Annotated in this window: 12 protein-coding genes and 1 tRNA gene; 7 read left to right on the forward strand and 6 right to left on the reverse strand. The window is 61.5% G+C overall.

Annotated features, from left to right (window positions below):
* Positions 1–9 precede the first annotated feature (9 nt).
* Positions 10–1545, reverse strand: coding sequence for a tryptophan halogenase family protein (locus GTP45_RS26095; protein WP_161016748.1), 1536 nt, complete (start codon positions 1543–1545; stop codon positions 10–12).
* 91 nt (positions 1546–1636) lie between these two features.
* Positions 1637–4558, reverse strand: a complete 2922-nt coding sequence (locus GTP45_RS26100; protein ID WP_229258647.1) for a TonB-dependent receptor — start codon at positions 4556–4558, stop codon at positions 1637–1639.
* A 266-nt stretch (positions 4559–4824) separates the two neighbouring features.
* Here GTP45_RS26100 and GTP45_RS26105 point away from each other — a divergent pair, with 266 nt between their 5' ends.
* From GTP45_RS26105 to GTP45_RS26120, 4 genes are all read left to right on the forward strand, one after another.
* Positions 4825–5640 (forward strand): polysaccharide deacetylase family protein, encoded by an 816-nt coding sequence (locus tag GTP45_RS26105; RefSeq protein ID WP_161016750.1) that lies wholly within the window; start codon positions 4825–4827, stop codon positions 5638–5640.
* The gene (locus GTP45_RS26110) at positions 5627–6646 is read left to right on the forward strand and encodes a LacI family DNA-binding transcriptional regulator (protein WP_161016751.1); all 1020 of its coding nucleotides are present in this window, start codon (positions 5627–5629) and stop codon (positions 6644–6646) included. The genes GTP45_RS26105 and GTP45_RS26110 overlap by 14 nt, the downstream gene beginning before the upstream one ends.
* 109 nt (positions 6647–6755) lie before the next feature.
* The gene (locus tag GTP45_RS26115; RefSeq protein WP_161016752.1) at positions 6756–7244 is read left to right on the forward strand and encodes a hypothetical protein; all 489 of its coding nucleotides are present in this window, start codon (positions 6756–6758) and stop codon (positions 7242–7244) included.
* A 112-nt stretch (positions 7245–7356) separates the two neighbouring features.
* Positions 7357–7914: a PEP-CTERM sorting domain-containing protein gene (locus GTP45_RS26120; RefSeq protein ID WP_161016753.1), complete on the forward strand. Its 558-nt coding sequence runs from the start codon at positions 7357–7359 to the stop codon at positions 7912–7914.
* On the opposite strand, the gene GTP45_RS26125 is transcribed toward GTP45_RS26120, so the two are convergent.
* Positions 7915–8742, reverse strand: coding sequence for a type 1 glutamine amidotransferase domain-containing protein (locus GTP45_RS26125; protein ID WP_161016754.1), 828 nt, complete (start codon positions 8740–8742; stop codon positions 7915–7917).
* Between the two features lie 229 nt (positions 8743–8971).
* On the opposite strand from GTP45_RS26125, the gene GTP45_RS26130 reads away from it, so the two are divergent.
* Entirely contained in the window at positions 8972–9223 is a 252-nt protein-coding gene (locus GTP45_RS26130) for an AbrB/MazE/SpoVT family DNA-binding domain-containing protein (RefSeq protein ID WP_161016755.1), read from the forward strand.
* Entirely contained in the window at positions 9220–9615 is a 396-nt protein-coding gene (locus GTP45_RS26135) for a type II toxin-antitoxin system VapC family toxin (protein ID WP_161016756.1), read from the forward strand. The genes GTP45_RS26130 and GTP45_RS26135 overlap by 4 nt, the downstream gene beginning before the upstream one ends.
* Before the next feature lie 62 nt (positions 9616–9677).
* Here GTP45_RS26135 and GTP45_RS26140 read toward each other — a convergent pair whose 3' ends face one another.
* Positions 9678–10271 (reverse strand): hypothetical protein, encoded by a 594-nt coding sequence (locus tag GTP45_RS26140; protein WP_161016757.1) that lies wholly within the window; start codon positions 10269–10271, stop codon positions 9678–9680.
* Between the two features lie 357 nt (positions 10272–10628).
* Positions 10629–10704: transfer RNA gene (locus GTP45_RS26145), tRNA-Phe, on the reverse strand.
* A 144-nt stretch (positions 10705–10848) separates the two neighbouring features.
* On the opposite strand from GTP45_RS26145, the gene GTP45_RS26150 reads away from it, so the two are divergent.
* Positions 10849–12231 carry a M20/M25/M40 family metallo-hydrolase gene (locus GTP45_RS26150; RefSeq protein WP_267876223.1) on the forward strand — a complete coding sequence of 461 codons (1383 nt, stop codon included), beginning with the start codon at positions 10849–10851 and terminating at the stop codon, positions 12229–12231.
* A gap of 26 nt (positions 12232–12257) precedes the next feature.
* Here GTP45_RS26150 and GTP45_RS26155 read toward each other — a convergent pair whose 3' ends face one another.
* Complete coding sequence (locus GTP45_RS26155) at positions 12258–13550, reverse strand: alpha-amylase family glycosyl hydrolase (protein ID WP_161016759.1); 1293 nt, start codon at positions 13548–13550, stop codon at positions 12258–12260.
* Positions 13551–13555: the final 5 nt, after the last annotated feature.

Genomic DNA, 13555 nt, shown 5'->3' on the forward strand with positions numbered 1-13555 from the left:
GTCTCTTTTCTAGATTTTTTGCAAGCCGTGACGCTTGATGTGGTTGATCAGCGCGCGGTTGTCAGGCAGCGCGCCCAGCATTTTCCCGGTCAGCTCGGCGGCCTCGTGGAAATAGTGATCGGCCATGGCGGCCTGGTGCGGCTTGGGGGCGCGGCTGAAATCGCTCTTGAAACCCATGCCGTACAAAATGTACTGGTAGCTCGCGGAAGGGAACACTTCCTCGATGCGGTAAAAGTCGCCGCGCGACGGCGCCCGGTGCTGCCACAGGCGCAGCAGGTCGGCCAGGCGCTCCGGCAGCCTGGCCGGATCGGTGTTGTCGCGCCAGTAGGGCGTGTCGCGCCGCTGGCTCAGCACGTAGTGCAGCTTGAGGAAATCGATCACCCGTTCCCAGCGGTAGGTGAAGGCTTCGTTGAAGCGTCTGGCAACAATGTCCATGGTCGCGCGCGTGGCCGGCAGCTCGTCGCTGACCATGGCGGCCGACATTTCCACGATCGCCAGTGCCGATGCTTCCAGCGGCTCGATAAAGCCGGCCGACAGGCCGATCGCCACGCAGTTGCGGTGCCAGAATTTTTCGCGGTAGCCGGGCGCGAAGCTGAGCTTGCGCGGTGGCGGGATCTCGCTCGGGCCGCCAGTGGCGGCGATGTAGGCGCACAGTTCGGCCTCGGCCTGCTCGTCGCTGATGTAGCTGCTGGCGTAGACGTGGCCGACGCCGCGCCGGCTCGGCAGGCCGATGTCCCAGATCCAGCCGGCGCTCTGCGCGGTGGAGCTGGTTTGCGACGCGATCGGGTAGTCCTCGCTGGCGTAGGGGATTTGCACCGCCAGCGCCGAGTCGTTGTACAGCACCTGGTGCTGCGGGATCAGCGGAATGCCGTAGTGCTGGCCCAGCAGCAGCGACTGCATGCCGGTGCAATCGATGAACAGGTCGCCTTCGAGCGCGCCGTGTTTCTGCGTTTGCAGCGAGGCGATGTCGCCGTTCTCATGCGAGTTGATGCCGACCACGTGATCGGGCACATAGTGCACGCCGAGCTTTTCCAGGCAGTGCTTGCGCAGGAAGACGCCGAACTTGCCGGCGTCCAGGTGGTAGCCGTAGTTGGCCACCGCCGCGTACTCGGGCGTGACCACCTGCTTGGGCGCGCGGCCCTGCACGCACAGGTGCGGCTGGAAGCTGACCAGGTCGGCAAACGGCACCTGGCCGTGCTGCGCCTGCCACTGCTGCGGCAGATCGACCTCGCCATAGCCCTGCGGCAGCACAAACGGATGGAAGTAGTAGTCTTGTTCGCCGCCGTTGACCCAGCGGTTGAAGCGCGAGCCCTGCTTAAAGGACGCATCGCACTCGCGGAAGAAATCGGATTCGGACACGCCGATGCGATGCAGCGTGTCGCGCATGCTCGGCCACGTGCCTTCGCCCACGCCGATCGGCGCGACGTCGGGAGATTCGATCAAGGTGACTTGCACGCCGGCAGCCGCGCCATGGTCAGCGGCAATCAGTCCTGCAGTCATCCAGCCGGCAGAGCCGCCGCCGACGATCACGATACGTTTCAGCATGCTTGCCTTATTACGTAATAGGTTACACAAAGTTTAACCGAAAAAAGGCCGCTGACGAAGCAGCGGCCTTTTCGTGGTATTAATGCAACGTTTAGAACTTGTAGCGGGCGCCTATCATGTAACGCGGGCCGCCTTGCGACACCGATTCCAGCTGCTGCTTGGTACGGCTATGCACCCGGGTGATCTCGTTGGTGACGTTGATGCCTTCCAGCTGGAAGCTCAGCTTGTCGTTGTAAGCGTAGCTGATGCTGATATCGAGCTGGCCGTACGGTTCCACGTACTGCGGATTCGGGCCCGAGCCGTCGAAGGTCGACGACAGGAACTCGCCGCGCCAGTTGTAGGCCACGCGGCTGGTCCACTTCTTGTCCTCGTAGATACCGATCACGTTGTACGAGTTCGACAGGCCGACCAGCGCGAACTGCTCGCCGAGCTTGTTGTTGTCGTAGCGCAGGCCCGAGTGCACATAGGTGTAGTTGGTCGATACGCCAAAGCCGCTGTCGCCGAACATATGCTGCAAGTTGATCTCGGCGCCGCTCAGATTGGCCTTCTTCTGGTTGGAGAAGGAGGTGATCTGGAACTGGGCCACCGGATCGCTCGGCTGGCCGATGATGGTGCCGGTGGCGTTGCCCAGTGCATCGTCCGGGCCGCGCGTCACGCCTGCGGCGGTCGGGTGGTTGCGGAAGATGTAGTTGCGGATGCAGGTGGTGTCGGTATTGGCGCAGCCCTTGCCCAGCGCCTCGTTCCACAGCGCGCCGCCGACCGGCGTGTGCAGGTTGAACGGGGTGGCGATGATGCGCGACTGGCCGGCGTAGTTCTCGAGGTTTTTCTTGAACAGGCCCAGCGAAACGAAGTTCTGCTTGCCGTAGTACCACTCGTAGGACAGATCGAGGTTTTTCGACTTGACCGGTTTCAGCGCTGGATTGCCTTGCGAGCCGGTGCCGCCGTCGGTGCGCACCAGCGAGTTCAGCGTGGTGCCGCCCTGGATCTGGTCGTAGCGCGGACGGCCGATGGTTTCACCGTAGCTGAAGCGCAGCTTCTGGTCCGGCGTCAGCTCGATGTCGGAGTCAAAGCTCGGCAGCACATTGTTGTACTTGCCGCCCAGCGTGGTGAAGGTCGGGTCGCCGAAGGTGATCGGCAGCTCGTTCTGCGATACCCAGCGGATGTCGACGGCGGCCGGCACCAGCGCGGTCGAGAGCACGTCGGTCTTCTCGTAGCGGACGCCAATCGAAGTGTGGATCGGCAGCGCGGTATCCCAGTCGGTGTTGAACTGCAGGTACAGCGCTTTCGATTTCTCCTCGGTGCGGGCATCGTTGTCGAAGTAAGTCTTGGGCAGGTACATGCCCGGCAGGCCGGACGCGGTGGCCGCCAGCTGGCGCACCTGGGCGAAGTTAAAGGTGTAGAAGTTGTTGAACAGGTTGGCGTTGTTGCTGCCGCCGATCTGGTCGAAGTACTGGCGCACGGTTTCCGGATGCCAGACACTGCTTGGGTAGTCGGATGGCTTGGTGGCGCCGCCCCAGGTATCGCGCTGGTTGTTGGAGAAGGCCGAACGGTTGTCCACCTTGGTGTAGTTGAGGCCGAACTTCAGCTCGGACGCGTCCAGCACTTTCCACGCGCCCTTGACCTGGGTTTGTTCCACTTCGCCGCGCATATAGGAGTTGGTGAACACCGAACCGGTCACTTGCTGGCCGGCCTTGACGAAGTCGGCGCCGTCGATGCTCAGCACCGGGAAGTCCTTGCTGAAGTCCACGGTGGTGTTGCCGCGGCTGAAGCTGGCGGTGCCCAGCGTGTTGCTGGAACCGAACGGGCTGTCGGCGCCCGAGGTGGCGGTCGAACGGTGGGTGTCGAGGTCGAAGCGCAGATCGCTGCTTGGCTTCCACACGGCGTTGAAGCCCACCGACTTGTTCTGCGTCTTGGTGGCAAAGTCGGCCGCGCCCATGGCGATGTCGCTATTGGCCACGAACTCCTTGTAAATCAGCGGGCTCGATGGCGAACCGGCAGTCCACGAGCTGCTCGACGGGCCGAAGTTGAACCAGGCCGACAAGTCGTTGCGCTTGGTCTGGATCTTGTTTTCCGAGTAGGTGTAGTCAAGCGTGGTGACCAGGGTGCTGCTAGGCTTGTATTGCAAGGTCAGCTGGGCGTTGGTACGCTGGCGCTTGACGCCGTTGAAGTTGTAGTTCAGGTTTTGCGGCACCGAGTACAGCTGGGCGCCGGTCGGACGGTTGGTGACGGTGCAGCCCGGGCAGTCGGCGCTTGGGCCGTTGGGGATGGTGCCCCAGTTGTTTTCGTCGCCGCGGAACGGGCCTTTCCAGCCATTGGAGACGGCGGCGGTGTTGTAGCCGAGGTTGCGTTCCTGGTAGCTACCGGTCAGCGCCACGCCGAAGGTGTTGTCGGCGAAGGTGTTGGAGTACAGGCCCGAGACTTCCGGCGTGGCCGAACGGCTGGCCTTGACGTCGCCCGGCAGGTTGTCGTTCGAGGTGTCGTACACGCCCTTGATGCCGACGCTCGAATGCAGGCCCGGACGCTCGAACGGACGCGCCGTCATCACGTTCAGGGTGGCGCCGATACCGCCGGTCGGCGACTCGGCACGGCTGGTCTTGTAGACCTGGATCTGCGAAATCGCTTCCGACGCCAGGTTGGCGAAGTCGAAAGCGCGGCCGTTCAAGTCGCCCAGGTTCGAGGTCGGCATCTGGCGGCCGTTCAACAGCACCATGTTGAAGTCGGGGCCGACGCCGCGCACGGTGATCTTGGAACCTTCGCCGATCGAACGGTCGATCGACACGCCCGAGATGCGCTGCAGCGACTCGGCCAGGTTGGTGTCCGGGAATTTACCGATATCTTCGGCCACAATGCCGTCGACGATACCGTCGGAATTGCGCTTCAGGTTCAGCGACGATTGCAGCGATGCGCGCAGGCCGGTAACGACCACGCTTTGCGGTTCCGCTTCAGCGGCTTTTACCGGTGCTTCCTGCGCGTGGGCGGCTGCTGCGCAGGCGCTGGCGACTGCCAGGCTCATTAATGTCTGTCGTGCCTTAGGATAATGCATAGTATCTCCTGTGTTTTTATAAACAACTACGGCTGCTCTACCACTTGGAAAGCTTTCCAATACCATGGCAAATATAGCATTCAACAAAAATCAAAGTCAATTCGCAGCGCAGCACCAGAGCGGTAAACTTGGCGTAAACCGGCCCAAGTGAGGCAAATTGGCAACGTTTCCAATTGTTGACATGAAAGAGGGTGAATGCGATTATCTGGGAGCGTTTCCACGAGAGAGACCCCCGGATGACACACCGCACCTGCTTGACCCTGGCAGCGCTGCTGCTGGCGGCCTATCCCGCCCACACGGCCGCCGCCGCGCCCCAGTTCGCGTGGCCGCACGGCGCCCGCGCCGCCGTCAGCCTGGCCTATGACGACGCGCTCGATTCGCAGCTCGACCACGCCATTCCCACCCTCGACCAGTACGGCCTGAAAGGCAGTTTCTACTTGCAGATGTCGAATCCGGCCGTCGACAAGCGCCTGGCCGACTGGCGCCGCGCGGCCGCCAACGGCCACGAGCTGGGCAACCACAGCCTGTTCCACCAATGCTCGCGCAAGGCGCCGGGCCACGACTGGGTACAGCCGCAGCGCGACCTCGACACCACCAGCGCAGCGCAGATGCAGGATCAAGTACTGCTGGCCAACACCATGCTGTACGCCATCGACGGCAAGCGCGAGCGCACCTACACCGTGCCGTGCGGCGACGTGCTGGCGGCGGGCAGCGATTATTTGCCGGGGCTGCGCAGCGGCTTTGTGGCGATCAAGGTGAGCGGGGCGGCGGTGACGCCGTCGATGCAGGGACTCGATCCCTACGCGGTGGGCGTGGCCGCGCCGGAAGGCTGGACTGGGGCGCAATTGATAGCCGTGGTGGAGCAGGCGGCGGCGCGCGGCACCATGGTCAACTTCACCTTTCACGGCATCGGCGGCGACTACCTGAGCACCAGCGCGCAGGCGCATGAAGAACTGGTACGGTATCTGGCCGCGCATCGTCAGTTATACTGGACTGATACTTTCCTGAATATTATGACTTACGTGAAAAAACAAGAACGTGGCGACCATTAAAGACGTGGCCCGCCTTGCGGGCGTGGGACTGGGCACGGCATCGCGCGTGGTCAGCGGCAAGGGCTCGGTATCGCCGGCAACGCTGGCCAAGGTGCGGGCGGCGATTGACGAACTGGGCTTCCGGCCGTCGCACGCGGCGCGCACGCTGCTGTCCGGGAATAGCAAAATGATCGGGGTCTACATCCCGGTCTTGAGCGGCACCTTCTACACGCCGATTTTGCAAATCATCGACACCGAGCTGCGCGCAGCCGGGCTGCACATGGTGGTGGCCTTCGGCGCCGGCCTGGGCGGCGCGCGCCAGCAGGCGATCGAGGGCATGGCCTTCCTGGTCGAACGCGGCTGCGACGGCTTGATCCTGATGACCAACGTGCTGCAAGAAGAAGACATCAGCGCGCTGGGGCCGCGGCCGACGCCGATGGTGGTGCTCAACCACCACTTCGACAGCATCGCCGGGCAATGCTTCACGGTCGACCACACGCTGGGCGGCAAGCTGGCGGCGCGCACCTTGCTCGATCACGGCCATCGCGACATCGCGCTGGTGTCGGGGCCGGCCAGCCTGCCCGACAACGTGGTGCGGGTGGCGGCCTTCAAGCGCGAGCTGGCGGCGGCCGGCGTCGATACCGCCACGATCTGGATGGTGGAAAAAGACTTCTCTCCGGCCGGTGGCTGGTCGGCGGCCAAGGAACTGGTGGAATCGGGGCGGCGCTGCACGGCCATGTTCTGCGCCAACGACGAGATGGCGGCCGGCGCGCTGTCCTACTTCCAGGAAGCCGGCATCCGCGTGCCGCACGAGATCTCGGTGATCGGCTACGACGACACGCCCAGCGCCGAATTCTCGGCGCCGCGCCTGACCACGGTGCACATGCCGTGGCGCGAGATGACGCAAAACGGCGTCAGCGATCTGCTGAACCGCTGCTACGGCCTGCAGCGCCCGGTGACCCGCAACTACCCGGTCACCATGACCCTGCGCGCCTCGCTGGCCCGCGCTGGCGCTGCGCCGTCTTGAGATCGCCACGGGCGGGCAGTTTGATCCGGCCTGAATAATGCGGCGTCAACTATTGCTCTGAGGCAATCCGATGCGGTATTGTGTGGGCTCTTAACGATAGGAGCCCGCCATGACCGCAGCCAAACTCGAGATTCCTGACGCCATCGTTGCCGCCCTGGGCGACTGGGTACAGCAGCAGGCCGAGGCGGCGGGCGCGGGGCCGCGCGCCGCGCTGGCGCGCTCGGAGCAGGAACTGCAAGCGGCGCGCGACGAACTGGGCGCCGCCAGCGCCGCGCGCGAGGCCGCCCAGGCGCTGGCCGCCGAGCGCAACGAAGAAATCGAGCAATTGATGGCCGAGCTGCGCAATGCCCGCGCCATAGCCACCGACGCGCTGGTCGGCAAGGCCAAAGACCAACTGGCAATCGACGGCAAGGACGCCCAGCTGGCCGACTTGCGCGCGCAGATCGAGCGCAATGTGGCTGCGGCGGCGGCCCTGTCCGACGCCCGTCTGCAAGCCGAGATGGAACTGGTCGGCGCCGTCACCGCGCGCGACAACTACGCCGCCGAAATCAAAGACCTGCGCGCCCGCCTTGCGGCGCGCCAAACCGAGCGCGCATAATCCTATCGGCCAGGCAATAAGTGATATAAAAATGAAATGAAGATTTTTATTTTGGAAACGAATCTCACTGCTAATATGGCTGGACCATACACAATAAGAGGGGAGATAAAAAATGAAAGCCTTCGTACGAAAGACCATGCAGGCGGCCGTGCTGGCCACCACCATGCTGGGGGCGGCGGCCTTTGCCGCTCCGCCGCCTGGCCACGGCCCGGCCGATCCGCCGGACTGCAGCATTGCCTTCAACGGCGACCTCAAGGCCGTGGTGGTGAGCGATTGCAGCGGCTTTGTCGAGCACAACCAGATCAAGGGCTCGGCCGACGCCACCGCGGCCGGCATGCTGGCCGACCTGGGCGTGCTCTCCGACGGCCACTTCCTGGCGGCGGCCAGCGTGTCCGGCACCACGCTGACCTTTAGCCAGGCGCTGTACGGCGTGACCGTGATCGGCCTGCACATCGGCGGCGGCTCGGACGGCAACGTCAAGGAAAGCTCGGCCTTCTTCAAATTCGACGCCGGCACCACCGGCATCCACAGCGTGGACACCCGCTTCACCTCGCTCTCCAACGGCGGCTTGTACCTGACCAGCGCGGTGCCGGAGCCGGAAACCTACGGCATGCTGCTGGCCGGCATCGGCCTGATTGGCGTGCTGGCCCGGCGCCGCCGCAAGGCCTGATCAGCGCAGCTGCTTCAGCATGGCCAAGGCGACCGCCTTGGCCGACTGCGGATTCTGGCCCGAGATCAGCTCGCGGTCTTCCACCACGTTCTCGCTCCACGGCTTGGCTTCGACGAAATTCGCGCCGGCCGCCACCAGGCCGTCTTGCGGGAACAGCTTCATCTGGCCGCCGTTCAGGAAGCCCTTGGCTTGCTCTTCTTCCTCGTTGGTGAAGGCGGTCATCTTGTAGCCCTGGTAAATCCACTGCGCTGGCTGCGGACGCTGGCCGGCTTCCAGCTGCGCCACATAGCCGCGCGCATCGGGGATGGCTGACAGCAGGGCGATGGTGCCGTGGCAGGTCAGGCCGGTCACCTTGTTGGCATGGTGGAAGCTGGCCAGCAGCTCGCCCAGGTTCCTATCCTTGAGCAGGTCTTGCATCGGGATGTGGCCGCCCGGCACGAACACGGCGTCGAACTTGTCGTAGCCGATCTGCTTCACCTGCGCCAGGCTGATGGCGGGCGAATTGGTCTTCGAGGTCAGCTTGAGCGTGGCCAGCAGCGCCTTGCTCTCCTGGCGCGCCTGCTCGTTGCCGCCCCAGAAATTGACATCATCCGACTTCTGGTCAGCCGACGGCGCCTTGCCGCTCGGCGTGGCAAACACCACCGTGTGGCCGGCGGCGATGAAGGTTTGTACCGGCTCCATCAACTCATTGAGGAAGAAACCGGTCTGCATCACCTTGCCGTCCTTGAGATCGAGTTTGTCTTGATCGGACACCACCACCAGCACCGTGCCGGCGTTAGCGAAATGGGCGGAAGCGGCCAGCAGGCCGGCGAGTATCGTCTTAGTCATTTACAGCTCCTGGATTGAAGCGGGCGGGGCGCCCACCGATACCGGCAGGTTATTGCGCGCATCGGTGGCTGTAAATATGCTGGAATTTACTTCACTTGTTACATTGGGTAATTTGTTGCTGGCCTATCTACAGCTGGATGCATGATGCATCTCATGCTAGTCGCGACTCTGGTTTGGGTGAGGTGCAGATTGCACTACACTTTAAGCATCTGACTGCGAGGATCGCATCATGGCTATTTTGACCGTTACCACAGGTGGGCAAGTCACCTTGGAAAAAGAAGTGCTCCAGCACTTGGGCATCAAGCCCGGCGACAAGATCGAACTCGACCTGCTGCCAGATGCCAAGGGCATGCTGAAAGCTGCACAACCGGCGGGAACCATCAGCGACTTTATCGGCCTGCTGGCCGGCCGCAGCCAGAAAATTGCCACGCTGGAGGAGATCGAAGAAGCCGCTGCGCAGGGATGGGCGGGTGAAAAATGAAGATCACTGTTGACACTAACGTTCTCGTGCGTGCTGTCGTTCAAGACGATCCTGCACAAGCGCAGCGTGCAGCAGCCATCTTGTTAAATGCAGGATTGATTGCGGTGACCCTGCCTGCCTTATGCGAATTGGTCTGGGTGCTGCGCAAGGTCTATAGTTTCAAGCTGGCAGATTTGGAGCTGGCAGTACGTGCGCTAATCGCAGCGGCAAACGTTGAGATCAATCGGCCAGCTGTAGCAGCTGGATTGGCTATGTTAGACGCAGGAGGAGACTTCGCTGATGGCGTGATCGCCCATGAGGGTAACGGACTTGGCGGCGAGACCTTTGTTTCCTTTGATAAGAAGGCAATCAGCCTACTGGCCACGCAAGGTCAATCCGTTCGCCTGTTGTAGCAATGCGAAAAGAATCGAATTTCCGACATAAGGATATCAAGTCCGCAGCAGATAGCATAGAGCTATCTGCTCGGCGGGTACTTTGGAGTATCCAGAAATATTGAATAGTTTTCAGTATAGTATTTCTCGACACCGGCAAGAAATGATCGCGAAACGCTGGTGTTTTTGAGCGCACGGCGCGCCATTGGCTGCCACCATCCACTGTCGTTAAATGAAATGTACGCCGCGACCAGTCCCAGCGAATCGTGAGGACAGTTTGCGCTAAGTCGGCCGAAGCTTCGATCGATGAGATCAGCTGGCATCATATCTATCTGGATTGGGTATAAAGGCCCAATGCTTCCAGCATGAACATCAATCACATTAGCGGCGTGCATTCCTCTCCATTGATCCTCCGGGCTAGTGTCAGAAACTACTAAATGGACAACCGCTGAATAAGGAACTCCATGAGTGAAGATTGCGTTGGCCTGAGAAAATCCAAACTCATTTGGCGCCTTCCCTTGCCTTGCATATTTTGCGCGAACTACCTTGATTTCTATTGCAAGCGTGTCGGAGAGAATCAGGTTGTCATCAGCATATGGAATAATTAAGAGATCAATATCGCCGGGAAACGTCACATCAGGAGCGATGGCGGCTGTTGGGACAACCGGGGCGATCATAACTCCACTTCCTTTGCCCATTTTTCAAAATGGCGTGGCATTAGGCCTCGATAGCAAAGCCCGAAAAGACGACGATTGGCCATGAGCGCTAGTGTAACGGCAAGTTCGTCATTCTTTTCGACTAGCTTCTTAGGTATCCAGAATATTTCTTGTTGATCTTGAAAGAGGGGCGGGCGACGAATCAACTTAACGCAGTAGGTATCCATGATCAAACAGTTAATGCGTTTGAGATAGGGACAAGATACTCCGAGCTTGCTTTGGCGCGCGACAAAATACTGAACGATCTGGAATGTCGCGGTAAAAAATCATCCAAAAACAAAAACGCCACCCGAAGGTGGCGTTTTTGTTATGAATTCTTGGTGGCCCGGGGCGGAATCGAACCACCGACACAAGGATTTTCAATCCTCTGCTCTACCAACTGAGCTACCAGGCCAAGGGCACGCATTATAGCGACCGCCAAGCGGATTTGGCAAGTCCCTGAATCCATTTTGTTGACAGCCTTATGGTCGACGTATAAATTTGACCGATTAGGCAATCTTACCGAAACAGGGACACTATGAAGAAGGCAGCTTGGTTGATGGCAGGTTTGGCAATGGCCGGAGCAGCACAGGGCGCGCAACTGACGCCGGTGCAGCAGCAGATGCGCGCGATTTACCAAGAGCTGGTGGAGACCAATACCACCAACTCGGTGGGCTCCTGCACGCTGGCCGCGCAAAAGATGGCCAAGCGTCTGAAAGGCGGCGGCTTCAAGGATGCCGAACTGCAGCTCATCATCCCGCCCGGCGGCCCGAAAAAGGGCAACCTGGTGGCGCGCCTGAAGGGCGACGGCAGCAAGAAGCCGCTGCTCTTGCTGGCCCACATCGACGTGGTGGAAGCCAAGCGCGAAGACTGGGAGCGCGATCCGTTCAAGCTGGTCGAGGAAAACGGCATGTTCTACGCGCGCGGCGCCTCGGACGACAAGGCCATGGCCGCCTCCTTCGTCAACAATATGATCCTGTACAAAAAAGAAAAGCTGCCGCTCAAGCGCGACATCATCATGGCGCTGACCTGCGACGAGGAACTGGTGCCATCCGACTTTGACGGCGCCGAATACCTGGTCAAGCACCACCGCGCGCTGATCGACGCCGAGATCGCCCTCAACGAAGGCGGCGGCGGCCTGCTGGACAAGGACGGCAAGCCGGTGCGCCACGGCATCCAGGCCGGCGAGAAGATTTACCAGAGCTTCCAGCTGGAAGTGACCAATCCCGGCGGCCACAGCTCGGCGCCGTACAAGGACAACGCGATCTACCATCTGGCCGACGGCCTGTCGCGCCTCGGCCAGTTCTCGTTCCCGTTCAAGTTGTCGCCGGTCACGCGCGCTTACTACGAGCGCATGGCGCAGATCGAAAAAGGCCAAGTGGCCGAGGACATGAAGGCAATCCTGCAAGACCCGCCCGATCAAGCCGCGCTCGATCGCCTGTATGCGGTCAGCCCTGGGCACAATTCCACCGTGCGCACCACCTGCGTGGCGACCAAGGTCGAAGCGGGCCACGCCGACAACGCCTTGCCGCAGCGCGCCCGCGCCAATGTCAATTGCCGCATCCTGCCGGGCGAACCAATCGCGGAAGTGCAGGCGACTTTGCAGCGCGTGGTGGCCGACGACAAGATCAAGATCACCCGCATCGGCGATGGTGTCGACGGCCCGATGCCGCCGATGACGCCAACGCTGATGAAGGCCGTCGAAGAGATCAGCAACGATATGTGGCCGGGCGTGCCGGTGATTCCGACCATGTCGACCGGCGGCACCGATGGCCGCTACCTGAACAACGCCGGCATCTGGACTTACGGCGTGAGCGGCATGTTCCACGGCCCGGAAGGCAGCGGCGCGCACGGCTTGAATGAGCACATCCGCGTGAAGTCGCTGTACGACGGTCAGGAATATTTGTACCGTCTCGCCAAGCGCCTCGCCACGGAACAATAAAAAAAGCCGCCCAAGGGCGGCTTTGCTTATTCCGGCACGATGATGCGCCAGCGCCACGGCTTGAGGAATGCCGGGCCTTCATCGCCGGCCAGCTTGTACTTTTGCAGCTGGCCGGTGGTGTTGATGATCACGCGCACGTGATTCGCGCCTTGCTGGCGCTTGAAGGCAAACAGCTTGTCGTTGCCGACGTCCAGCAGCTGCACCGCGCCGCCGGCCGTGCCGTTCCACAGCGCCGGGTTCTGCTTCTTCAGCGCGTTGAGGCCCGCGAAGAACAATTCCAGCTCGATGTTGTTCCACTCGATAGTATCTTTTTCAAAGAACGCCAGCTTCTTGTCCAGCCGCGCTTCCTGGCCGTTGTAGACCAGCGGGATGCCGGGCAGGGTGTAGCTCAGCACCGCCATCGCGCCCCATGCCGGGCCATACAACTCCTTGTCCGTGCCTTCCCACGAGTTGAGATCGTGGTTGTTGGTGAACTGTAAGCGGTATGCGTCGCGCGGATAAGCCTTGGCGGCCGTGCTGACGTATGTACGCAGCTCGGCGGCGCCAGCTTCGCCTTTACCGATCTTCTTCATGATGGCGTTCAGCGGCCAGTCGTAGCTGGCGTCGAAGGCCTTGTCGTGCAGTCCGGCGTCGTCCCACTCGGCCAGCATGAACACCGGCTTGATCTTGTCCAGCTGCGCGCGCGCCTGGTTCCAGAATTCGGTCGGCACCAGGCCAGCGGCATCGGCGCGGAAGCCATCCACGCCCACGTCCTTGACCCAGAACGCCATGGCCGCCGTCATGGCCGGCCACAGTTCCTTGTTGCCGTAATCGAGGCCGATCACGTCCGTCCATTCCTCGGTTTCGCCGGCGATGTTTTTAAAACTGACCGAGGCGATTTCGCCCTTGTCGTTTTTCTTGTACCAGTCCGGGTGCTGCGTGGCCCATGGATGATCCCACGCCGTGTGGTTGCCCACCCAGTCGAGGATCACGTGCATGCCCAGCGCGTGCGCCTGCTTCACCAGCTTGCGCACGTCGTCGATGCTGCCGAATTCCGGGTTGACGGCGCTGTAGTCCTGCACCGCGTAGTAGCTGCCCAGCGTGCCCTTGCGGTTCTTCTGGCCGATAGGATGAATCGGCATCAGCCAGATGATGTCCACGCCCAGCTGCTTGAGGCGCGGCAGGTCGGCCGTGAACGCGTTCAGCGTGCCGTCCTTGCTGTACTGGCGCAGGTTGACTTCATACACGTTCGAGCTGCGCGTCCACGCCGGGTGTTTGACTTCGGCGTGGGCGGCGGTGAACAAGGTCGCCAGTATCAGCGAGGCGGCAAGCTTTTTCATAACTC

The organism is Duganella rivi (assembly GCF_009857435.1).
Taxonomy (GTDB): Bacteria; Pseudomonadota; Gammaproteobacteria; order Burkholderiales; family Burkholderiaceae_D; genus Rugamonas; species Rugamonas rivi.

What these genes read in the sequence shown, in the direction of transcription:
- GTP45_RS26095 (WP_161016748.1), bottom strand. Translation starts at nt 1,545, where the DNA reads ATGCTGAAACGTATCGTGATCGTCGGCGGCGGCTCTGCCGGCTGGATG.
- GTP45_RS26135 (WP_161016756.1), top strand. Translation starts at nt 9,220, where the DNA reads ATGAAGATCACTGTTGACACTAACGTTCTCGTGCGTGCTGTCGTTCAA.
- GTP45_RS26115 (WP_161016752.1), top strand. Translation starts at nt 6,756, where the DNA reads ATGACCGCAGCCAAACTCGAGATTCCTGACGCCATCGTTGCCGCCCTG.
- GTP45_RS26130 (WP_161016755.1), top strand. Translation starts at nt 8,972, where the DNA reads ATGGCTATTTTGACCGTTACCACAGGTGGGCAAGTCACCTTGGAAAAA.
- GTP45_RS26100 (WP_229258647.1), bottom strand. Translation starts at nt 4,558, where the DNA reads ATGAGCCTGGCAGTCGCCAGCGCCTGCGCAGCAGCCGCCCACGCGCAG.
- GTP45_RS26120 (WP_161016753.1), top strand. Translation starts at nt 7,357, where the DNA reads ATGAAAGCCTTCGTACGAAAGACCATGCAGGCGGCCGTGCTGGCCACC.
- GTP45_RS26150 (WP_267876223.1), top strand. Translation starts at nt 10,849, where the DNA reads ATGGCAGGTTTGGCAATGGCCGGAGCAGCACAGGGCGCGCAACTGACG.
- GTP45_RS26125 (WP_161016754.1), bottom strand. Translation starts at nt 8,742, where the DNA reads ATGACTAAGACGATACTCGCCGGCCTGCTGGCCGCTTCCGCCCATTTC.
- GTP45_RS26140 (WP_161016757.1), bottom strand. Translation starts at nt 10,271, where the DNA reads ATGATCGCCCCGGTTGTCCCAACAGCCGCCATCGCTCCTGATGTGACG.
- GTP45_RS26155 (WP_161016759.1), bottom strand. Translation starts at nt 13,550, where the DNA reads ATGAAAAAGCTTGCCGCCTCGCTGATACTGGCGACCTTGTTCACCGCC.
- GTP45_RS26105 (WP_161016750.1), top strand. Translation starts at nt 4,825, where the DNA reads ATGACACACCGCACCTGCTTGACCCTGGCAGCGCTGCTGCTGGCGGCC.